The 21340-nt window shown below is 55.8% G+C and carries 21 protein-coding genes and 1 tRNA gene; 9 read left to right on the top strand and 13 right to left on the bottom strand.

Annotation, left to right across the window (positions count from 1 at the left end):
• Positions 1-9: 9 nt before the first annotated feature.
• The 3 genes from CPA57_RS06050 to CPA57_RS06040 all read left to right on the top strand — a co-directional run bounded on the left by CPA57_RS06050 (position 10) and on the right by CPA57_RS06040 (position 3279).
• Positions 10-396: a hypothetical protein gene (locus tag CPA57_RS06050; RefSeq protein WP_182081947.1), complete on the top strand. Its 387-nt coding sequence runs from the start codon at positions 10-12 to the stop codon at positions 394-396.
• Positions 397-492: 96 nt separating this feature from the next.
• Complete coding sequence (locus tag CPA57_RS06045) at positions 493-1332, top strand: hypothetical protein (RefSeq protein ID WP_182081946.1); 840 nt, start codon at positions 493-495, stop codon at positions 1330-1332.
• Between the two features lie 102 nt (positions 1333-1434).
• Positions 1435-3279, top strand: coding sequence for a carbohydrate porin (locus CPA57_RS06040; protein WP_229709295.1), 1845 nt, complete (start codon positions 1435-1437; stop codon positions 3277-3279).
• 95 nt (positions 3280-3374) lie between these two features.
• On the opposite strand, the gene CPA57_RS06035 is transcribed toward CPA57_RS06040, so the two are convergent.
• From CPA57_RS06035 to CPA57_RS06020, 4 genes are all read right to left on the bottom strand, one after another.
• Positions 3375-3866, bottom strand: a complete 492-nt coding sequence (locus CPA57_RS06035) for a phosphate-starvation-inducible PsiE family protein (protein ID WP_182081945.1) — start codon at positions 3864-3866, stop codon at positions 3375-3377.
• Positions 3867-4351: 485 nt separating this feature from the next.
• Positions 4352-4426: transfer RNA gene (locus CPA57_RS06030), tRNA-Thr, on the bottom strand.
• A 122-nt stretch (positions 4427-4548) separates the two neighbouring features.
• Positions 4549-4761 (bottom strand): hypothetical protein, encoded by a 213-nt coding sequence (locus CPA57_RS06025; RefSeq protein WP_182081944.1) that lies wholly within the window; start codon positions 4759-4761, stop codon positions 4549-4551.
• Between the two features lie 47 nt (positions 4762-4808).
• A complete protein-coding gene (locus CPA57_RS06020) occupies positions 4809-5927 on the bottom strand; it encodes an Mrp/NBP35 family ATP-binding protein (protein WP_182081943.1) in 1119 nt (372 codons plus the stop codon).
• Positions 5928-6040: 113 nt separating this feature from the next.
• Between CPA57_RS06020 and CPA57_RS06015 the strand changes: the two genes are divergently transcribed.
• The gene (locus CPA57_RS06015) at positions 6041-7657 is read left to right on the top strand and encodes a Do family serine endopeptidase (RefSeq protein WP_182081942.1); all 1617 of its coding nucleotides are present in this window, start codon (positions 6041-6043) and stop codon (positions 7655-7657) included.
• 15 nt (positions 7658-7672) lie between these two features.
• On the opposite strand, the gene CPA57_RS06010 is transcribed toward CPA57_RS06015, so the two are convergent.
• From CPA57_RS06010 to CPA57_RS05985, 6 genes are all read right to left on the bottom strand, one after another.
• Complete coding sequence (locus CPA57_RS06010; RefSeq protein ID WP_182081941.1) at positions 7673-8506, bottom strand: TerB family tellurite resistance protein; 834 nt, start codon at positions 8504-8506, stop codon at positions 7673-7675.
• 36 nt (positions 8507-8542) lie between these two features.
• Positions 8543-8830 (bottom strand): ribbon-helix-helix domain-containing protein, encoded by a 288-nt coding sequence (locus CPA57_RS06005; protein WP_182081940.1) that lies wholly within the window; start codon positions 8828-8830, stop codon positions 8543-8545.
• Between the two features lie 308 nt (positions 8831-9138).
• Positions 9139-10287, bottom strand: coding sequence for a tRNA guanosine(34) transglycosylase Tgt (tgt, locus tag CPA57_RS06000; protein ID WP_182082098.1), 1149 nt, complete (start codon positions 10285-10287; stop codon positions 9139-9141).
• A 41-nt stretch (positions 10288-10328) separates the two neighbouring features.
• Positions 10329-11393, bottom strand: coding sequence for a tRNA preQ1(34) S-adenosylmethionine ribosyltransferase-isomerase QueA (gene queA / locus CPA57_RS05995; protein ID WP_182081939.1), 1065 nt, complete (start codon positions 11391-11393; stop codon positions 10329-10331).
• A 118-nt stretch (positions 11394-11511) separates the two neighbouring features.
• On the bottom strand, positions 11512-12117 hold the full coding sequence (locus CPA57_RS05990) for an MlaC/ttg2D family ABC transporter substrate-binding protein (protein ID WP_229709294.1): 606 nt from the start codon (positions 12115-12117) through the stop codon (positions 11512-11514).
• A 48-nt stretch (positions 12118-12165) separates the two neighbouring features.
• Positions 12166-12963: an MlaA family lipoprotein gene (locus tag CPA57_RS05985; RefSeq protein ID WP_182081938.1), complete on the bottom strand. Its 798-nt coding sequence runs from the start codon at positions 12961-12963 to the stop codon at positions 12166-12168.
• 340 nt (positions 12964-13303) lie between these two features.
• Here CPA57_RS05985 and CPA57_RS05980 point away from each other — a divergent pair, with 340 nt between their 5' ends.
• The gene (locus CPA57_RS05980; protein WP_182081937.1) at positions 13304-14473 is read left to right on the top strand and encodes an aldose epimerase family protein; all 1170 of its coding nucleotides are present in this window, start codon (positions 13304-13306) and stop codon (positions 14471-14473) included.
• Positions 14474-14717: 244 nt separating this feature from the next.
• On the opposite strand, the gene cysE is transcribed toward CPA57_RS05980, so the two are convergent.
• Together cysE and CPA57_RS05970 are read right to left on the bottom strand one after the other, a co-directional pair.
• Positions 14718-15452 carry a serine O-acetyltransferase gene (cysE, locus tag CPA57_RS05975; protein WP_229709321.1) on the bottom strand — a complete coding sequence of 245 codons (735 nt, stop codon included), beginning with the start codon at positions 15450-15452 and terminating at the stop codon, positions 14718-14720.
• Positions 15453-15534: 82 nt separating this feature from the next.
• Entirely contained in the window at positions 15535-16755 is a 1221-nt protein-coding gene (locus tag CPA57_RS05970) for an FAD-dependent monooxygenase (protein WP_182081935.1), read from the bottom strand.
• 190 nt (positions 16756-16945) lie between these two features.
• Between CPA57_RS05970 and CPA57_RS05965 the strand changes: the two genes are divergently transcribed.
• The 3 genes from CPA57_RS05965 (at position 16946) to CPA57_RS05955 (ending at position 19153) form a co-directional block, all read left to right on the top strand.
• On the top strand, positions 16946-17284 hold the full coding sequence (locus CPA57_RS05965; RefSeq protein ID WP_182081934.1) for a P-II family nitrogen regulator: 339 nt from the start codon (positions 16946-16948) through the stop codon (positions 17282-17284).
• The gene (locus CPA57_RS05960) at positions 17284-18555 is read left to right on the top strand and encodes an ammonium transporter (RefSeq protein WP_182081933.1); all 1272 of its coding nucleotides are present in this window, start codon (positions 17284-17286) and stop codon (positions 18553-18555) included. The genes CPA57_RS05965 and CPA57_RS05960 overlap by 1 nt, the downstream gene beginning before the upstream one ends.
• 121 nt (positions 18556-18676) lie before the next feature.
• On the top strand, positions 18677-19153 hold the full coding sequence (locus CPA57_RS05955; RefSeq protein WP_229709293.1) for a hypothetical protein: 477 nt from the start codon (positions 18677-18679) through the stop codon (positions 19151-19153).
• Positions 19154-19240: 87 nt separating this feature from the next.
• Here the strand turns inward: CPA57_RS05955 and CPA57_RS05950 are convergent, their stop codons facing one another.
• Entirely contained in the window at positions 19241-20137 is an 897-nt protein-coding gene (locus CPA57_RS05950; protein WP_182081932.1) for a 4-(cytidine 5'-diphospho)-2-C-methyl-D-erythritol kinase, read from the bottom strand.
• 183 nt (positions 20138-20320) lie between these two features.
• On the opposite strand from CPA57_RS05950, the gene CPA57_RS05945 reads away from it, so the two are divergent.
• Positions 20321-21127 carry a uracil-DNA glycosylase gene (locus CPA57_RS05945; RefSeq protein ID WP_182081931.1) on the top strand — a complete coding sequence of 269 codons (807 nt, stop codon included), beginning with the start codon at positions 20321-20323 and terminating at the stop codon, positions 21125-21127.
• Positions 21128-21340 lie beyond the last annotated feature (213 nt).

Raw genomic sequence — 21340 nt, 5'->3', positions numbered from 1 at the left:
AGAAAGATAATGTCCAAGGAAACAGGAGCCCAGCCTGTCGGAGGGGCAGATACCATAAGGACTTCCGTGCTGATGGAGAGGCTGGGGGCCATTCTGGATGATGTCTGTAGTCGGCTGGCCGATGTTCAGGCCGTTGTCTCGGATTATGTCGGAACAGGGCAGCTAGACCACGGCCAGATGGAACGGCTCCAGAGTCTTGATGCCCTAACACAGGAGGTTGAGGCTGTCCGTACCGTGCTGGAGCAGGTGGAACAGGCTGCTCCAGGGGCTGGAAATCCATGTTATGGCATGGGAGTTGTTCTTGATGGTGTAAGGCTCTCCCAGATAAGGGACATGCTGCAGCATGGTCAGATAGTGGCCAAGCAGGAAGATAGGGGTAATTTTACATTGTTTTGACCCCAACCTATGCTCTATGTGACGGGTAGAGCAAGGTTATCCGTGGTGGCACTGCATGGTTGTGGCTGATCGCCCTGGAGTATCTGGAGGCAGGTGATGGCAGGCAGAGAACAGAGAACGGATCTGATTGGTGTCATCACTAAAACTGCGTATGGTGCTGTTTTCCAGCCGCAGGGCCGTATTGAGAAGCCAGCGGATCGTTTTCTGGCGGGATATCACGAATCAGCTGGGCTTGTGGGCATGGGGGTGCAGATGCTTCCTGTCCTTTTGCAAGGGCCGTGGCCCTTCCCCGGCACGGGGAGGCCGGGGCATGAGAAACGGTGCCTTATCGGGCTGAATGATGGTAGCGGCAACAATAGTATTTATGACTCAATTCTGCGTCATCATCCACCATTGATACGGGAGGTGGATGAAATTGTTATTTCCTTTATCCCAGTTGATATGTTTCAGCATTGCTCTTTCAATGAAGCTGTGAATATTGGTCGTCTCTCTGCTTGCTTTGACCTCGCTGCATGGTTTGTTGATACATTGCCCGGCCATGCCAGTAGTGGTTTTTATGAGCTGACAAAGCAGGATGTCAAAGTGCTTTCATTAGGTATTCTGACAAATATTCTGGTGACCTGGCTTTATGGTATGGATGTTCTCTCTCGTAGGGCATTGCAGAAGATGCGTTTGGCGATCTCCGGGATTCTCATGGAGAATCTAGCAGTGCTGAAGCTAGGGTCCAGAGCTTATAACGGCACTGCCGTTGTATCCGGAACATGTCTGGTGGAAGCTTTTATGAGGCTATATCCCGGCATGATGGACCGGGTGGCCAGAATGCTCGCTTGTTGCTCGGAGGAGGATATCCTCCAGACGGCTGTCAGCCCCGAAAGGCTATGCCGTGATGTGCTTAATAAGTCACTTGATTTTTTTCAAAGCGAACGACCCGTGTAAATCACTTTTTTTTGTCAGATTTTCCTTATAGAAGGCAGTTCACACCGCTTTGTAATGCGCTTTTGTGGTAGTCTGGGTTGGTTATTGGGGAGAATTAGGAATATGGCAGCGTCTTCCATGCTGGCTATTCTGCGTCTTTTTGAGAAAAAAGTATTTATGAGAGCAGGTTCTTCCTGTTTTTCAGCAGCGGCCGTCGTATGTTTGGGGGTTGCATCTGCATGGGCAGCAGATAATGGCAGGGGTGGTCAGCCTCTGCTCTATTCGGCACAGGGTGCATTATCCCATGCTATGCAGACGCCTTCTGTTGTGAAGCGGACAGAGACAGCACCGGGGAAGCAGGCTGCTTTCGCACGGGATGGTCGGCCAGTATCCCAGCCTTCCGTGGTTAAGAAGCCAGAGATGGTAAATGCGGAGAAGGCCGCTGCGGCCTATATCCACCACATGGGCTTGCGGCGGCGTCCTTACTCCAATTATCCGGACCAAGAGTTCGGTGTGTTTGGTGAGAACGGACGAGAACTGCTAGAGCGTGTGAACATTCCTCTGCATGAGGGGGATCCGCTCAATAATGATGGTCCGCCGCTCCCTCGGCCGGAGGCCATCCTGCAAAAAATGCATTGGAATGAATGGCTGCGTGAGCGTGGCGTGGCCTTCATGTTGGATAATACCAACGAATTTGCTGGTGCTATTACCTCCCCTACAAAAGGGCTGGGGCTAAGGCAGGGGTCTTCCAATGCTGGGCAGTACAGTCTTGAAAATGATATTGACTGGAACAAATTAGCCGGGATCCGTGGGTTTCAGACCCATATCATTGGTGTTGGTCGTTACGGTATTCCGGCCAGCAGGATGTTTGGCGATAATGTGAACCCCAGCCAGGAAATCTATGGTGGTGGTGGTAATGTGGCGTTCCACCTTATCCATTTCTATGGTGAGGAAACCCTTTGGGGGGGGCGGCTGAATATTGCTGCAGGCCGTATGTCCACCAATACGGACTTCGCTAATAGCCCGATCTACTGTAACTTCATGAACAATGCCTTCTGCGGAAATCCCAAGGCGGTGACAGATACATACACACGGTCATCTTACCCAGGGACGAGCTGGGGGGCCCGTGTTCGTGGGCGTCCCACAGACAGCACCTATATTCAGGTTGGTATCTATTTCCCCGAACGAGGCATCTATGGGGTGCAGGAAAACCGTACGGGTTTCAAATTTAATGGCGCCAATATCAGTGGTGTGCTGACCCCAATTGAAATTGGGTGGGAGCCCGAATTCGGCAAGGCGAAGCTGCCGGGGCATTATAAATTTGGTTTTGCCCCAGATACATCAGATCATTATCTAGGCGTGTATAACCCACCGAACCGCCGTAATGCGTGGCGGACTCGGATGACCGTTCCCAATTGCCCGACCTGTCAGGGGGTTGGTGATGAGGTACCGGGTACAGGTATTCGCCGTAACTTCAATTGGGGTCTGTGGTTCCTAGCGGATCAAATGATCATGAAGAACAAGACGGCTGATACGCTTGAAGGTGGTCTTGTTGCCTTCTTTGATGCCTATTGGAATAAGGCTGATACGGCCATGCGTGGAAAGCTTTATGCTTTCGGGCTGGTTGATACGGGTTTCTGGGCGGCTCGCCCGCTGGATACGGTGGGTGTTTCCTTCTCCTACACAGGCTCCAGCCGTTACACTCGTGATGCTCAGCGGTTCCAGATCGCACATGGTATGGTCCCAGCCGCAGGTAGTGCCTATTACCAGAGTGGCGGTGCACCGCTCATGTGGGGGTCTTATGGTGAGCAGCGTTGGGGCGGCACATTTGAAGTGACTTACCGCATCCATGTCATGCGGGGTGTGACCTTCGCGCCGGACTTCCAGTACTTCTTCAACCCGGGTATGCAGCGGGTTCTGAAGGATGCGGCCATGCTCGGTTTCAAGTCGCACATTCAGTTGTTCTGATGTTGAATACAGCCTGCGGCTCCTGATGAGGGAGCCGGGCCTTCTTGCCCCCCTTTCCAGCGCTGCGGCTGGAAAGGGGGTTTTTTGTAAGGTGGTTATTGCTTGGGTGATGATGTCTGCTGGGGAACAGCAGAAGGGTCCGTACGGGCCATGGCTTTACCACGGACAAGCCAGTAAGCAGCGGAGAGGGATAGAACAGCGGCTGAAAGAGCCAGAAGCTCACTGACATTCACGCCATTCAGGTCTAGCACGATGAATTTGCGCACAGCGGCCATCATGCCGATGAGAAGAACAGAGCGCATACGGATCATCCCCTGCGATTCAGAGCCGGGGAGAACGAGAATGGAATGGCGGAACTCCAGCGCAATTAGAACAGTGAAGAAGAGGCCGAAGATTTCCTGAAGGACAGCTGGCTCTGTCGGATTGAGGCCAGCATGGATGATCAGCCTTGCTACTGCCACCACGACATGCAACAGCCCAAGGCACGCTACCAGCGTAATACAGACAGACAGGATCAGCATGGCCGCTCCCTCGAACATGTCGAACAGACGGGAAAGCCTGAGGAAGCCGGGCAGTGTGTTTTTCATAAGGTAGGGGATGCCTCTGTTATGGGAGGGTAATGAAATTATGCCGCTTCTAACTTATTCTACCGAGGGAAGGAAAGCAGGGGGGAGTGACGGCAATTTGGAAATGGAGAACCATTATTTTTATGGCGACTCAGGAGATGCTGTCGTGAGCATAAAGGCTAGATGATATGACGAGAGCGACCGTATTTTAATTACGGTTCCAGACGCAGCACTGCTTGTGAGCGATTGGGTATTGTAGCTGTACGTCGTAGCCGATTAAGGCATGGTGTGTGGGAGCACCGATACACGATGCGACCCGAAGTCGGTGCATAACCTGACGAAAATGACCGAGATGAATACGGGATGGCTTACCAAGCGACTCCAGTAGAGCCCGATTCGAAGTGCGCCGGGTTTTGTGCCGGCCTATCGCGTCGAATCCGCCGGATTTACTGCCTTATGCGCCCATTCTGAAACGCTCGAAAACGGCATATTTTCAGGGGAAACTGTGGTGCCGGATGAGAGATTCGAACTCCCGGCCTTCGGTTTACAAAACCGCTGCACTACCACTGTGCTAATCCGGCGACGGGGGCGTACATCTCATCTTTTCTCTTAGGAATCAAGTGGAAAATCATAAAATAGAGAAAAAAATCCCGGCATTAGCCCAAGCAGGGATAGAAAATGAGCGAACACGCGCCCTGTAACATTAACGGTCTGTGGGGACGGCAGGTGCCTGGTGCTGCATGAGATGTTCCGGGGGTGCCAGAACAGGACCATCCTGCACGAAGCCATACCCATCAGACGAAAGGCCACGATGGCTGACAGTCTGGTCGGCTCTGGTGCAGGCACTTACGCTGAGCAGAGACAGGACGGCGAGCCCGGTCGGGAGAAGAGCGTGTGAAAGAGAGAAACGGAACATGGTTTTTTCAGTGCTCAATCAGAAGAGGATAGGACGTCTCTGGAGGGTTAGCCTTGGGAAGGGAATAGCCTGTCCTTCAGGGCAAGGGCTATAGCCCTATAGGCTTGAGATGCTTGATGCTCTGGCTCTCGCAGGACAAGAGGCGTGCCTTCATCCGCACTGCATCTTATGTCCCGTAGAAGAGGGATCTCACCTAGGAAAGGAATATTGAGTTTTTCTGCTTCTTTTCGTGCCCCACCATGCCCGAATAGATCGGTTCTTTCTTGGCAGTGTGGGCAGCAGAAGTAGGACATATTTTCAATTAGTCCCAGAATAGGTGTATCTGTTTTTTCAAATAGCGTTACACCCCTGCGGGCATCCAGAAGGGCAATATCCTGCGGGGTGGAGACAATGACAGCACCACCAGCCTGCAATTTGTCTGAAAGTTTGCGGGTCAGGGTCAATTGTGCATCGCCGGTGCCGGGTGGCAGATCGACCACGAGCACATCCAAAGCCCCCCACGAGACATCACTCATGAGCTGGGTCAGGGCCCCCATGACCATTGGGCCACGCCAGATCATCGCCTGTTCTTTGTCTACCAGATAACCGATGGACATGCTCTCCAGGCCCCAGCGTTCCAGTGGGCGTAATTTGCCATCCTCTACAGTGGGCTTTTGGTCCTCCCCCAGCATATGGGGCAGGGAAGGACCGTAGATGTCTGCATCCAGTAGGCCAGTTTTTAGGCCTAGGCGGGCTAAACTGCATGCCAGATTAACGGCAGTAGTGGATTTTCCCACACCACCTTTACCAGAGGCTACGGCAATGACGGCCCGAACGTTTGGCAGGCAGGCCTCCGGTGGGGCCGAGCGGCCTGTTGGTCGCTTCCCTAAGGCCAGAGGACGATGTCCGCCCTCTGCGCTAGCCTTGCGGGGCGTAGCCGTAGTAGGGCGATGGGCGGTCAAGGATAGGGTCAGGCTGTTGACAGAAGGATGCTGCTTGAGCCTCTCTTCCAATGCGGTTTGAGCTTTATGAAGAAAGGCTGCACCGTCTGCGGTAGTCCGCAGAATGAGGTGGAGATGGCCATTCTCTAATGTGAGGGCCTCTATACTGGTTGGGGTTGAGGGCCCTTCCGTTGTGAGAAATTCGGAGATGAGGTCTTTCAGGGAAGACATGTCGGTAGCTGTCATGGGGCAAGACCTCTCATGCGATGCCCTTTGTGAGGCAAAAAAACATAAACTTATCGGCTGGAAGGATGACGTCCGCTCTGCCGTGGAGTAGATTTTACAGCATGATCCGATTCATGTCTTCCTGTCTTCCGTTTTCCTCCCGCAAGAGGGTAGCCCGCTGGCTGTCCTGCGCTGTCGTATCTGGTGTTCTGGGGAATACTGCTGGAGCTTGGGCGCAAGCCGCCGAGCCTGAGCCGACCTTGCCGGTGGAAGAGATGCAGCAAGGGAGCGGTGCAACCGCTCGTGCAGCGCATGAGGCGGCCATGATGCCCGGTTTTGCGGCGTTGGTGGATAGGCTCTTGCCAGCGGTGGTTAATATTTCCGTCTCTAGTGTGATCCATCCTGATGATCACCAGCCGGAAGGCCCGGATGGCAGTACGCCGTCTGGTCCGCAATCATCGCCTTTCCCTCCGGGATCGCCACTGGAGAAGTTCTTTCATGATTATCTCCATCGCCGTCATGGGGATGGCAAGCCAGCCCGACAGGTGCAGGCATTGGGGTCTGGCTTCATCATCGACCCTTCCGGTGTGGTGGTGACGAATAATCACGTTATCGATAATGCCCAGCAGGTGAGCGTAACCCTGTCGGATGGGACAGAATATCCAGCCCGGATTGTCGGCCGGGACAGTAAGGAGGATCTAGCCGTGCTGCAGGTGAAGGCGGATCGGCCTTTGCCTTCTGTTCCTCTGGGGCATAGTGATGAGGCCCGCATTGGTGATTGGGTGTTGGCCATTGGTAATCCGTTCGGGCTGAGTGGCACGGTGACGGCAGGCATCATCTCATCCCGCAAGCGTAATGTGGAGCACGGTTTGTATGATGACTTCATTCAAACGGATGCGGCTATCAATCATGGGAACTCAGGCGGGCCACTTTTTAATCTCAAAGGTGAGGTTATTGGGATCAATACGCTGATCTATGGTGGCTCTGGCGGGGATTCTATCGGGATTGGTTTTGCTATTCCTTCTGATGATGCACGAGGCATCATTAACCAGCTACGGCAGACTGGTTATGTCCGGCGGGGTTGGCTGGGGGTACGCTATCAGGATGTTACTCGGAGCATGGCAGAAGACCTGGATTTCCATAAGGTTGATGCGGGCAAGGAGCGGGGCACAGGGGCCATTGTGGCAGAAATCGACAAGGGAGGGCCTGCCCAGAAGGCGGGGTTGCAGGTTGGCGATATCTTGACCACTCTGAATGGCCAGCCTGTGACAGGTCAGACCTTACCGCGGCTTGTAGCGGGGTATCAGCCGGGTGAGACGGTACATTTCATGCTTTGGCGGCGGGGGGCGTATCAGAAGCTGGACCTAACGCTGGGCCGGAATCCCGAGGAGAAAGACCCTCTTCCGTCCGATACGCATCCGCCTGAGCATCCGGTAAAAACCCTGCGGGAACTCGGTGTGAAGCTGGGTGTAGTCGACCAGACAGCACGCACACAGTACGGTCTGACGGATAGCCAACGTGGCGTGTTGGTGATGCGGGTTTATGACGCTAGCCCCGCTGCTAGCCGTGGGCTGGCGGAAGGGAATCTGATTCTTCAGGTCGGGCAGCAGGAGGTCAATACGCCAGAGGCCCTACAGGCTGCGCTGGACCGTGCTCGTGAGCTGAAGAAGGCGGATATTCTGTTGCTCGTGCAGGATGGTGAGGGGTTGCGTTGGGTGGCTGTACCGTTGGGGGGACAGCCCCAGCCCTAAGGGGAAGGGCCTGCTTTACAGGCCACGGTCCCGTTTTATCTGGTCCCATGCGGCATTAATGCGCGCTACACGTTCCTGCGCTGCTTGACGCTGAGCATCGCTCATAGGCCGCTGGGCGAGACGGTCGGGGTGATACTCACGGATCAATATGCGCCAGCGGGCTCTGACCTCGCCGTCACTCGCTGTCGCACTGATCCCCAGAATGCGATAACATTCTGCTGCGGAAGAGGTGGAGGCAGCCCGGGACTGCCCTTCTTCAGCTCGTTCCCAAGCTCGTTTTGAGAGGCCGAAAGCCCTGTGTGTGCGGAGGAGATAATCCATTTCTGCAGGATGCAGAGGCGCACCAGCGGGTAGGTCTGCCTTGGCGATACGGAAAAGAACACTAAGTAGCGTTTCCAGCGGTTCTGGCTTGTCGGCAAAAGCACGGCCTAGTTCCCGTGCGTACAGCTCGAAATCGTCTGTTCTGTTTCGGGCTTTGTCAAAGAGCAGCCCAACTTCTTTTTGGTTCTCTTCAGGAAAGCGGAAAGCCCCTTTGAAGGCATCAATCTCTGCCCGGTTTACGGGGCCATCAATGCGAGCCAGTTTTGCTGAGAGCGTGACAACACCCAACCCGTAAAGCTGATCTGTCTTGCCCATGAGGGCGGAGAGCTTGGCTGCGGTGAAGAAGGCGGCATTATGTGGGTCTGGCTGCCCCCGTGCAGGGAAACGGTCCCCCCATGTGCCAGAAAGTGGGGTGAGGAGTCTGTCCGTATCGCTCATGTGCCCTAAGACGGCTCCTAGAATGCCGCCAATGGGCCCACCTGCGGCAAATCCGGCAATGCCACCAAACATCTTACCCCAGAAAGCCATTATCGCCTCTCCCTGTTCACATGGTCCAAAACTCTATCATGGGGATGGGAGAGGCGGAACAGGAATATCGTGGCCTTTTGCGCTGGTGGGAGGCTGACGAAGGGCAAAGCGCAGCGCAGTAAGGCGGAGCAGTGAAGCTAGAGTTTGTTCTGGGGGGCGGTGCCGGTCCAGCCGGGCTATGAAGGCAGCAAGGGCGAGATTCTGGGAACGGGCCATGCTTTCCACTACCTGCCAGAATTCGGGTTCCAGTGCGATGGATGTCCTATGCCCATATAGGCTGAGGCTACGTTTCTGAAGCTGGGGAGGGGGCGAGTTTTCGTTCATCTAGGAAGTGTGGCAGTTGGTACTATAGATGGAAAGGGATTTTCTTGTAATTCCGGCGTATTCCGTCTTTATAGACCATGAATTTCTTGTGCTTTTTTGCGGTTATTTTTACGATTTTTCTTCGTGACGTAGGTAGATCAGGCACTGGCGTTGCAGGTTAGATATGCCCCTGAATGAGGGGCCCGGTCATCATGCTGGCCAATGCCGTACATGGGGAAAATCTACCGGGCTTTGTGCCCCTACCGGGGCAGCTTATCAGGTGGCCAGTCCAGTCGTGCGAGAACTGGCCACTCATTAGGGGGAAATATTTAGCCCTGCTGATAGCGGGGCATGGGCCATTCATCTTCACTCCAGTCGCCTTTGGCCCAGTTTTGGCGGAGTTCGGCGGCAGTCTGTTCCAGCGTTCCAGCCACGATGGCGGCTCGTATCTGGCGCATGAGCCGCTGGTAATAAGCAAGATTATGGAGGGTCAGGAGCATCGGCCCCAGCATTTCATTAGCCCGGAAGAGATGGTGCAGATAGGCTCGGCTGTACCGGCCTGCCATGGGGCTGTCATCCTCGGGGGAGATGGGGCGGGTATCCTCGGCAAAGCGGGCATTGCGGAGATTGAGCGTGCCCCGCTCCGTATAGGCGCGGGCAGTACGGCCGGCACGGGAGGGCATGACACAGTCGAACATGTCACAGCCCCGCATGACGGCACCCAGCAGGTCATCCGGCGTGCCAACGCCCATCAGATAACGGGGCTGGTCCTCGGGCAGCATGGGGGTGGTGTAATCCAGCGTGGAGAACATCAGTTCCTGCCCTTCGCCCACGGCCAGCCCGCCGATGGCATAGCCTTCAAAGCCGATCTTACGCAGGGCAAGGGCGGAGCGTTCCCGCAGGTCTTGTTCTGTGCCGCCCTGCACGATGCCGAATTGCCCATAACCAGGGCGGGCGATAAAGGCCTCACGGGAACGGGCAGCCCATCGCATGGAGCGTTCCATGGAGGCTTCCAGAGCATCCTTTGTAGCGGGGAGGGCAGGACATTCATCAAAAGCCATGGTGATGGTGGCATCCAGCTTGTATTGGATGTCCGTTGAGCTTTCAGGCGTGAGCCGGTGGGAGCTGCCATCAATGTGGGAACGGAAGGTGACACCATCCTCATCCATCTTCCGCAATGGCCCCAGAGACATGACCTGAAATCCGCCAGAATCCGTCAGGATGGGGCCGGGCCAGTCCATCATGCGGTGCAGCCCGCCGAGACGTTGGACACGTTCAGCCGTTGGGCGCAGCATGAGATGATAAGTATTGCCCAGCACGATGCCAGCCCCGGTAGCCCGGACATTATCCATCGTAATCCCTTTGACGGTCCCGACAGTACCAACCGGCATGAAGGTCGGTGTCGGCACACTGCCGTGGCGGGTATGCAGCCAGCCAGCACGTGCTTGCCCGCATTGGGCGTCTTTCTGCCAGTGCATATGGTCGGACGGGGTTAGGGTAGGGCGGATGGATTCAGTCGTCATGGGGCACGTTCCAGAAGGCAGGCATCGCCGTAGGAATAGAAGCGCAGCCCCTCGGCGATGGCGTGATGATAGGCATGGCGCATGGTCTGTGTACCGGCAAAAGCGCAAACCAGCATAAAAAGCGTAGAACGGGGCAGATGGAAGTTGGTTAGCAACGCATCTACGGCCCGGAAGCGATAGCCGGGTTTGATGAAGATGGAGGTTTCGCCCGTCCATGGATGGACGATCCCCTGTTCGTCAGCGGCACTTTCCAGAAGGCGCAGGCTGGTCGTTCCCACGGCAACGACACGTCCCCCATTGGCACGGGTCTCGTTGATGAGGCAGGCCGTTTCTTTGTCAATATGTCCCCATTCCGCATGCATTTTATGTTCGGCAATGGTGCTGCGTACGGGCAGGAACGTGCCCGCCCCGACATGCAGGGTCAGGGTCTGTTTGCTGATCCCTTTGGCGGCCAGAGCCTTCAGCAGGTCTTCTGTAAAGTGCAGTCCCGCTGTTGGAGCAGCCACTGCCCCACGGAAGCGGGAAAAAATAGTGCGGTAATCGCTATTGTCCGCCTCGGTTGGGCCGTGAGGGCGAGCAATATAGGGCGGCAGGGCTAGAGCAGCCCGACGCTCTAGAAACGCATCGAACTCATCACCTTCTACCGAGAAACGGATGGTGACGGCACCATCGCCTTCGTTGGTTAGCACGTCGGCGGTGACGGGGTCGTCCTCGAAGCGGAGCTGATCGCCGGGGCGGAGCTTGCGGGCATTGCGAGCTAGGGCGTGCCATTGGCCTTCTGGCAGGATGCGATCCAGCGTGATACCGATTTTTGCTTCACCCCGTCGGGCTTCCATCTTGGCCCGTATAACCTCTGTATCGTTGGCTATGAGCAGATCGCCTTCTTTTAGCAGATCAGGCAGGTTGCGGATGCGATGGAGGGCGAGGGATGCCTCATCGGTTCCGGCAAGGGTGGGTGGGATAACATGCAGGAGCTGCGCCATATCACGAGGGCGGGCAGGCTCTGTGGCGATATGATCCCGGGGGAGGGTGAAGTCAAAAAGTGCGAGATCGTCAGTCATTCAGGGCGATGGTCGTGGGGAGTGTGGGGTAGCAGCTGAAAGGTAGGGCTCCATTCAGCTAAAGAGAAAAGGGGGCCGGAGCCCCCCTTCCACTGGTTGATTCGTCGCACGGATGTGCTCAGTCACGACCCAGCTGGTGCTTGAGAGCCATGATGAGCGTCTGCACCTGTCCACCATGACGGGTGAGATAGGTCGTATAATCACTGCGCTGCGTCAGGCGCATGCTGGCACCTTCCCCGTACAGGTCTACGACTTTGGGTGGCTCGCCATCAATGACTGCCGTCATCATGATGGATGGCTGATGGGGGCGGGAAATTTCAAGGGTTACTTTCTGGCCAGCTGGTGAGGGCACAGTATCTACCAGACGGATGGAAATGTTCTGGTATTCTCCCACACGGGCCATGACAGCATTCAGCAGGACATCCTGAAACAGTTCAAGATAAAGCTTCTGCTGCTCTGGCGTAGCGACCCGCCAGAAACGGCCAAGGCAGTAGCGGCCGATTCCCTGCACATCCACATTGGCAAGCAGAAGTGGCAGAAGGACCTCGCGCTTCTTCTCTAGGGAGCCGTCACTATTGAGAACATTGACCAGTTTCCCGCCAAAGTCGTTGACGAATGCCTTGGCCTCATCGCCGGAGGGTGCGGCAAAGGCTAGCGTAGGGACGAGAGCGAACAGGCTGGCAGCTCCCAGAATGGTGCGGCGTGTAAGCTGACGGAGCATCATATATAGGGATCCTTCCAATAAAGGCTATCCTCGGGGAGGATGGAATGGTCAGTACCAGTCAGGGGTAGTGGCGCGGTGGTCAGCCTTAAGGGCGTCTATCTGGCTCTGACGTTGCTGCTGCCATGCACTCCGCATGAAGGCGTAAGGGTCGAGGCTTTGGTGTTCTAGTTGGTCTAGTTGGTCTGTACTATCTGCAAAGGTATTGAAGGTACCGAGAATATTATAGCCCCAATTGAAGCTAATGAGACCATATCCTCTTGGAACATAATTGATGGGTGTCAGGCCCTGCCCGATGGCATAGCCTGCGGCGTCACGGAAATTGGTGGGCCCCAAGCCGGGCAGGAAGATATAAGGCCCAGACTTGATGCCCCAGAGGGCCATCACCATGCCGGGGTCGGTCTCATGCTGTTTGTAGCCGAGATGCTGGGCTACGTCATAGAAACCGGCTGTTGTCATGTTCAGCAGGAACCGCATGAAGGAATCACCGGCCCGCCGTGGGCGGCCTGCCCCTACATCGGAGAAGAACACGGCTGGCTGGCGCCATGTTTCATTCAGTGTAGCTACAGATGTGCGGATGGGCTGGGGGATATTGTTCTTCCAGAAGTGGCCTACTGGCCGCAGGGCCTTGTGATAGACCCACATGTTCAGGTTGAACATTTTGCGGTTGAACGGCTCGTAAGGATCGTTGACGGCCTTATAGTCCGCCAGATCGTCCGGGTCGGTTGGTGGTTTGGCATGGAGGGAGCCGCACCCGCTAAGGGACAGCAGAGCCAGGCAGCCGACCAATGCGGAAAGTACAGGGAGTTTGCCCCGATGATGCCGTTCTGTGCTGCCTGTGCACGCCATGCTGTTGCCGCTCCTGTTTCTTCTTTCTCAAGGCCCGGCTATGGGGGGCGTTGCCATGGCCATCCATAAGGGAAGACAATGGCGAGCCTAAACGGGAACGGGCCGTAACACACAATTTTGATTCTGCATGTGTCAAATCGAAAGACTGACACCCTGCAAGCATATGGCACTTACCTCATGCTGCCTACCCCTTTCGGATATTCAGGAATATTAAGGAAAAGAAGTATTGCATTTTTGCATCGTTGGGGTTTCTGATGAAAGTCAACCCCGGCGGGAAACGGGTTTTCTATCCATCTCACGCTGATGGGTTATGTATTTTCATAAGGTTATGAGAGATTTTATGTCCCGTTTTCTAAAGAGTCGTAGTTGGCTTCTCTCTGCCAGTGCCTTGGTTGCTAGTGTGGCCCTGTCTGGCATGGCTTCCGCGGCACCAACGGTCCAGGCGAAGAGTTGGGGCCGTCTTTCTACTGGCCAGAAGGTGAAGGCTGTCACCCTGACTAATGATCATGGTGTGAAGGTTGTCGTGCTGACTTATGGGGCGATTATTCACGAAGTGGATGTGCCGGATCGTAATGGTCGTCTGGATAATATTGCTCTGGGTTTCCCGAACCTTGCCGGGTATGAAAATCATAACTCCGACCCGCACTTCGGTGCCGTTCTGGGACGTGTCGCCAACCGCATTGCCGGTGGTACTTTCACTCTGGAAGGTGAGAAGTACCATACGAATGTCAATGAAGGGCCAAATACCCTGCATGGTGGCATCGATAGTTTCGACCGTAAGCTCTGGAAGATCGTGCGCAAGGGCGTAGATTCTCAGGGGGCCTATGTCGTGTTGAAGCTGGTTAGCCCCGATGGTGATCAGGGCTTCCCCGGTGAGCTGAAGACCCAGGTCACTTACCGTCTAAGCGGTAATGATACGTTGAGCCTGAAGTTCAATGCGGAGGTCACGAAGGCCCCAACCGTTGTTAACCTGTCCACGCATAACTACTGGAACCTCAATGGTGAGGGGTCAGGGACCATCGCCCCGGAAGTGGTGCAGATTTATGCTGACCGTTTCCTGCGGACAGACGATCACTCCATCCCGACGGGTGAGCTGGCTTCTGTTGATGGAACGCCGTTTGATTTCCGTCAGCCCCATGCCGTGGGTGAAGGCCTGCTGAGTCGTGACCCGCAGATGGTGCCCCAGGGCGGCTATGATAAGTGCATGGTGCTGATCGGTCCGTCCCAGCCGGGTAATACGGAGCGTGTCGTTGCTCGTGTGACGGATCCCCGCTCCGGCCGTGTGATGGACGTAGCCACCAACATGCCGGGGATGCAGTTCTATTCTGCTAACCATCTGTACGGCAACTATCAGGGGCCGTCAGGTCGTCCGTACAACAAGTGGGATGCTCTGGCCTTCGAGCCGGAATTCTACCCGAACAGCCCGAACATGCCGAGTTTCCCGAGCATCGAGCTGAAGCCGGGCCAGACATATGATTATGGAATGAGCTTCCATTTCTCTCATCAGTAAGAGCTAGGGCTTGTAACGCCTCTGGTTGAGAAGGGGCCGGACTGGTGCATAAGCGCGGGTCCGGCCCTTTTCATAGGGGCTGTGCAACGGATGGGAAGGGCCACCCAGACTAGAATAAGTCATCAACAGCCGGATTTAGCGGACTCCCAAGAGATAGTGGATTTTATCCACATTTCTCCCGCTCTGGCACACAGGATGATGCCCCAACCTGTCCCCTGAACTGGGGATAAGTAGGGGCGGTTGGTTATATCTGGTAGTTTGTGAAGTCCTGATCCATATCGCCAAAACGGACGATGCGGGCCGGGTTGCCGACAGCGGTAGAATGAGGCGGTACGTTACCCAATACGACCGAAGCAGCCCCGACACGGGCATGGGCACCAATTTCTAGATGGCCCAGTATTTTGGCACCGGCACCAATCATGCAGCCCTGACGAATGATGGGATGGCGTTGCCCACTGTTCTTGCCAGTTCCGCCAAGCGTAACACCCTGAAAGAGTGATACGTCATCCTCGATGATCGTAGTCTCCCCAATGACGATGCCTGTCCCGTGGTCAATGGTGATGCGCTGGCCGATCCGGGCCGCCGGGTGTATGTCGATCCCGAATTTCTCATTCACACGGCTCTGGAAGTGATAAGCCAATGGCCTGCGCCCCGCCTGCCAAAGATGATGGGCGATGCGGTAGGATTGCAGGGCATGAAAGCCCTTAAAGAATAGAAAGGGAGTGGCAAGGTCCGGGCAAGCCGGGTCCCTTTGGAGGGTTGCCACGATGTCCGAAGCAGCGGAACGGATGATGTCGGGGCTGGCCTCCAATATGGAGGCGATCAGGTGTATTAGGGCTGGCTCCGTCATGGCACGATCGGCGAGCTTGGCACTGATCAGGGAGGCCAGTGCCGAAGCAAAATCTGCATGATTGCAGATATTGACGGCAAAAAGACCTTGAATCAGCGCATCGGAACAGCAGCAAGCCTGTGCCCGCATATTGACCCAGAACTCTTCCAGAAATCCGGGCTCTGATGAGGATTGTGGAAACCTGTCGAGAAAATTGGCCATAGCGGTTGTCTTATAATCCCATGGCTCGCTGAACAAAACCATGTCGCAGAGCAGGTAGGCGTTTTAGCGCCATCAGCCCAGCATGACGGGCATGACGGATGATGGGCATGTCTGTACTGAAGAGCCGCTCCATCATGTCGCAGCCCGCTAGCATGGCGAGATTGCCCGGGCGGCTGAGGCGTTGATAACGTTGGAGCAGTGCCGGGGCCCCAAGGTCCTCTCCACAGGCGTAAGCATCGCCTAGGAGGTCATTGAGAGTACGGACATCACGGAAGCCGAGATTCATGCCCTGTCCGGCGACAGGGTGCAGCCCGTGGGCGGCATCTCCTGCCAGAAGAAGGCGTGTGGCGTAATAGCGGTGGGCATATTGGGAGGCTAGCGGGTATGTCCAATGTTCGCCAGCTACCTCGATAGCACCGAGGTCTTCCCCGCAGAGGCGGTCTTTCACCAGTCGGGTGAAGCTGGCGGCATCAAGGCGTGTAAAATGTTCGATGCGTTCCGGTCGGTCCGTCCAAACAATGGCAGAACGGTGGGGATGGGCTTCTGTACCGGGTAGAGGTAAGCGTGCAAAAGGTCCTTGAGGCAGGAAGTTCTCAAGCGCACTGCCGTGATGGGGTTTTTCATGGGCTAGCACGCTTACGAGGGCAAGCTTGTTGTAAGGAATACGGGTCAGACCGATACCCGCCTGTTGGCGGAGCAGAGACCGCCGCCCATCTGCCGCAATGACAAGAGAGGCCGTAACGCTCTCTCCTGTATCAAGGGTAATCTGGGCTTGTTCAGGTGAGAAGGTGAAGCGGCCTGTTGCTGGTGCCCGGACATCAAGACCCGGTTGATTCATCAAGGTGCGAGCAATGGCTGCCAGCAGGTTGTGGGCCTCTACCATCCAGCCGAAGGGGCGGTCTTCTGGGGCGTCCTCGCCGGTAAAACTCAGCCCGTCTGTAATGGTGGTGCGGGAGGTCGAAGGAATACGGCCCTGACCGTCCGTGACATGAATGGTGGTGATGGGTTGTGGGGAGAGTGGCAGAGCCTGCCAGATTCCGGCGTCCTCCAGTAGGGGGCGGATACCCTCGGCGAGGGCATAGGCCCGGCCATCGGGGTTTTGGGCTGGGGCGGTAGAGAGGGGGGAGCGTTCCAGCAGGAGGATGCGTAGTCCCTTTTGCGCCAGCAGGCAGGCCAGCGTTGCCCCAATGGGGCCACCACCATTGATGCAGAGGTCGTAATCTGTGCCCATAACAGATGCTCCTTTCCGGCCCGACAGATGGCTGGACGCTCCCACTATAGCGGCACTTTTTGCTGGGGGAGCAGGTTTATCGTGTCTAACGCTATCCTTGCCGAAAAGAAAGTCTTGCAGAAATCGTTATGAAGGTGGCACGATTTCACTTTCAAGCAGTGAAAGAGCCATGGGAGAGGGGCCGCAGGGGATGAAACTTGTAACGGCGATCATAAAGCCATTCAAACTGGATGACGTGCGGGAGGCTCTCGCTGAGCTTGGCGTGCATGGCCTGACGGTAACGGAGGTGCGTGGCTTCGGGCGCCAGAAAGGCCAGACGGAGATCTACCGTGGGGCGGAATATACGATCAATTTCATCGCCAAGATTAAGATAGAAACGGTCGTACCGGATGAGCGTGTGCCTGATATCATTCATGCTATAACCGAGGCAGCACGGACAGGGCGCATCGGTGATGGGAAGATCATGGTTGCCAATGTGGAACAGATGGTCCGTATCCGGACAGGCGAAACCGGTGAGGGGGCTCTCTGATGCACGCGATTGATACAGGTGATACCTCGTGGATGCTGGTCAGCACGGCTCTGGTACTGTTGATGACCATTCCCGGTCTTGCGTTGTTCTATGCCGGTATGGTGCGGCGGAAGAACGTGCTTTCCACCATGATCCAGTCTTTCGGCATATGCTGTATTGTTAGTATTGTCTGGATCGTGCTGGGCTATAGTCTGGCGTTTACGACGGGCACGGCATGGATCGGGGATATGTCTCGTTTCTTCCTGTGTGGGATTGCGGACCATATCCATCAGGGAGCGGACGGAGCGTTTACGCTGGGGGCTGGCACCTCGGCTGAGACTCCCATGACCATCCCGGAAAGTGTCTATCTAATGTATCAGATGACCTTTGCCATTATCACGCCTGCCCTGCTGACAGGTGCTTTTGCGGGGCGTATCCGCTTCTCGGCACTTTGCGTATTCACAATCCTTTGGTCCCTGCTGGTTTATTCTCCCATTGCCCATTGGGTGTGGAGTCCTCTGGGGTGGGTCGCTGGTCTTGGTGCTGTGGATTTTGCCGGTGGAACGGTCGTGCATATCAATTCCGGTGTGGCCGGTCTTGTGTGCGCCATCATGATCGGTCGTCGTTATGGCCTGAAGCGTGATGATATGTCCCCGCATAATCTGGCCTATGCCATCATCGGGGCGGCTCTGCTCTGGGTGGGTTGGTTTGGCTTCAATGCCGGGTCGGCACTGGGTGCCAATGGCCGTGCAGGTATGGCCATGTTGACAACACAAGTCGCTGCGGCTGGCGGTGGTGTCGGCTGGATGCTTGTGGAATGGTGGCGGCATGGCAAGCCAACGGCACTGGGTATTGTCTCCGGTGCGGTGGCGGGTCTTGTGGCCGTAACCCCGGCTGCCGGTTTTGTGTTGCCCGGTGGGGCATTGGTCATCGGGCTGGTTGCTGGAGGAATCTGCTTCTACAGCGCAGCGGTGTTGAAGAATAAGCTGGGTTACGATGATAGCCTTGATGCTTTTGGTGTGCATGGTGTGGGGGGGATTGTTGGTGCCCTCCTTACAGGTGTGTTCGCCTACGGGCCGCTTTCAGCTACGGCCTCTAATCCGGCTGGTGTGAGCGGCGGATGGAGCCAGCTGCTCCGGCAGGTTGAGGCCGTTGGTGTGACGATCATTTGGTCTGTTTTGTTGACAGCACTTATCTTCTGGGTTGTGGACCGGCTGATCGGGATGCGTGTCTCTTCTGAAGAAGAGCAGATGGGTCTTGATCTGACCCAGCATGGGGAACGGTTGAACTAAGGCGAGCTTGAGGGGATGTTTTGCCTCTTGTCGGAGGCAGAGCAGCCCTATAAGGCTGGAATCGTCTATTTTTGGTGTCCGGCATTCAGCCTGATCACGAACAATGAGAAGGGGTACGTCTATGAAGCTTCTACGTCTGTGCCTGCCTGTGGTGGTATGTTCTGTATTGGGTGCGCAGGGTGCCTTTGCGGTTCCGGCCTCGGCCCCGGCGGGGAAAATGTCCGCAACAGCCTGCCGTCAGGCTTTTGACGAAGCCAAAAAGGCTAATGCGTTGGGCGGACAGAAATATGCTGATTTCAAGTTGGGATATTGTGCTAAAAATGGCGGTATAGCCCCGGCTCAGCCTGCACCGGTTGGAGCCAGCAAACCAGCTGCCGCCCCTGCTGTTGCTCCGGTTGCTAGTGGTGCTGCTCTTTTCCCAGCTCGAGTTGCGCCAGAGTTCGCCTCCCTTACACCGGGCAAGGCCCGCATGAAGACATGTCTGGCACAGTATAATGCCAACAAGAGCAGCGGGCGGAATGGTAGCCTGAAATGGATTCAGAAGGGCGGCGGTTATTATTCCGAATGTAATGCCCGCCTGAAGGGAACGGCGCAGTAAGCTGTTCTCTGGTTCTTTAGTCTTATTATAGAGAAGGCCCGCTTCTGTAGCGGGCCTTTTTTATTGTGGTGGTAAGTGCAGGTGAGGTCAGGGTAGGACAGGGCCAGCCCAGTGCCACCATGTCCGGGCGGTGTGCTGTTCTGCAAGGTGTTCCGCAGCCTTAAGGGCACAGTCTGCACTATCGAACAGAGCAAAACAGGTTGCGCCAGAACCGCTCATACGGCTGAATCGCACACCCGGCAGGGCCGCCAGATGCTCCAGAACTGTGGCTATAACAGGCTCCTGAGCAATGGCGTGGGGCTGGAGGTCATTGTCGGTTTGTTTCAGAAAGGTGATGAGAGCATCCAGCGTGGGCCAGCCTTCTTTGGGGAGGCTAAGCGGTCCACGGGTTTTGATGCCGCCCGTTGCTGCCAGCCGTTTGAAAATGCTGGGTGTTGAGACGCTAACACCCGGGTTGACCAGTATCATACCCATTGTAGGCAGAGGTGGGGCTGCTGTCAGGATTTCGCCAATGCCCTCCATGCGTGTGGCTTTTTGTGCCAGACAGACCGGAACATCCGCCCCAAGAGTAGGAGCGACACGGAGGGCCATTTCTGGCGGTAGATGCCAGAAACGGGTTAGGAGCCGCAGAGCACAGGCAGCATCGGCAGACCCTCCCCCAATGCCGGAAGCAATGGGAAGGTGTTTTTCTAGCAATAGAGAAGCGGCTGGGAATGTGTTCCCGGTAGCTTCCTGAGCCTGACGGAGGCCTCGGGCGGCCTTCAGGGCGAGATTGTCACTATTGGCCTCCAGCCCCTCCGAGAAAGGGCCTTGCAACGTAAGATGTTCCTCGTGGCCCTGTGTGGCGGGGGAAAGGGAAAGGCGATCGCCCGCTCCAGCGAAGACTGCCAGACTGTCCAGCAGGTGGTATCCATCTTCACGGCGACCGGTGACGTGAAGGTACAGATTGATCTTGGCGTGAGCCATATCCTGATGCAGCGCCATGGCAGGACATCCTTGCAGAAAGAGGCGGACAGGCTGGGAGGACTGGTCTGTCCTGTCGTCGTGTCCGGGGAGGGGTGTTCATTTCTGATAAGGCTATGTAACAAATTGGGAGGTTAAAGACCATGAGGGGGCGGTAGCCGTCTCTTTTCCCTTGGAACCGTTAGAGAAGAGTCCCTGTTCATTATGGCATCTTTCCCAGCCTGTTCCACTCAGGACGCCCTCGCTGCCCTTCGCCTGCATCAGGAATGGGGGATTGATGGCCTCATGGAAGATATGCCGTGGGATGTTTGGGACGAAAGCCCTGTCCAGCTTAGGCGGGGCCTTGCTCGTTCGCCTGTATCTCCCGTACAGCGACCTGTCACGCCCCGGCGTATCGTAAAAGGGCTGGAAGAGGTGCTGGCGGAGATTGCTGGTGCTCAGGATGCGCCTGCCCTGATGAAGGCTAGTCAGCAACTTCCCGGGGTCAGTTTGATGCGGACAGCAAAGCATCATCTAGCACCGGTCATTGTACAGGATGCGCCTCTCTTGCTGGTTGGGGATGTTCCAAATGAAGACGAGGACCGGTACGGGACTTTGTTTGCCGGGCCTGTCGGGGCTCTGCTGGACAAAATTCTGTCGTCCGTGGGGTTAGAGAGGGCGCAGCTTTCTATGGCACCTGCCATTCCGTGGCGGCCACCGGGAGGGCAGAGTGTTTCACAACGCGATGTGGAAGCCTGCCTGCCTATCCTGCACAAGGCGGTTGCTCTGGCCCGGCCTAGGCGGATCGTCACGATGGGCAGTACGTCTGCCTTCATGCTGTTGCAGAAAACGTCCCGCCTAAGCCAACTGCGTGGTCGTTGGCATGAGGCGCATATCCCAGGGCTGGAGGGGCCTGTTCCTCTCCTACCTCTTTGGCACCCGGCTCAGTTGGGTGAGAATGTTGGCCGGCGGAAGGCACTGTGGGGGGATATGCTTCTTTTGGGAGAGACGCTGTCTACAGAGGAGGGGTGAATTACCGAGTCGTGCCTAGTAAAAGACTCTGGAAAGAGGGTACGAGAGATACGGCGGAGATAAAATTGACGGTTTTTTAATCCCGTTGGTGGTTGAGTGTAAAAAAAAGGCTAACAGCGTGTAAAATCAAAAGAATATTCTGGATTCTTCACTAGGGAGCGGTTACTGTAAAAGGCACGCTGGAATTATTTGCCTGAACATCAAGGGTTGTCA

It is taken from the genome of Bombella favorum (assembly GCF_014048475.1).
GTDB lineage: Bacteria > Pseudomonadota > Alphaproteobacteria > Acetobacterales > Acetobacteraceae > Bombella > Bombella favorum.
Note: the sequence above shows the minus strand (reverse complement) of the source record. Positions and strands in the feature narration are given on the sequence as shown.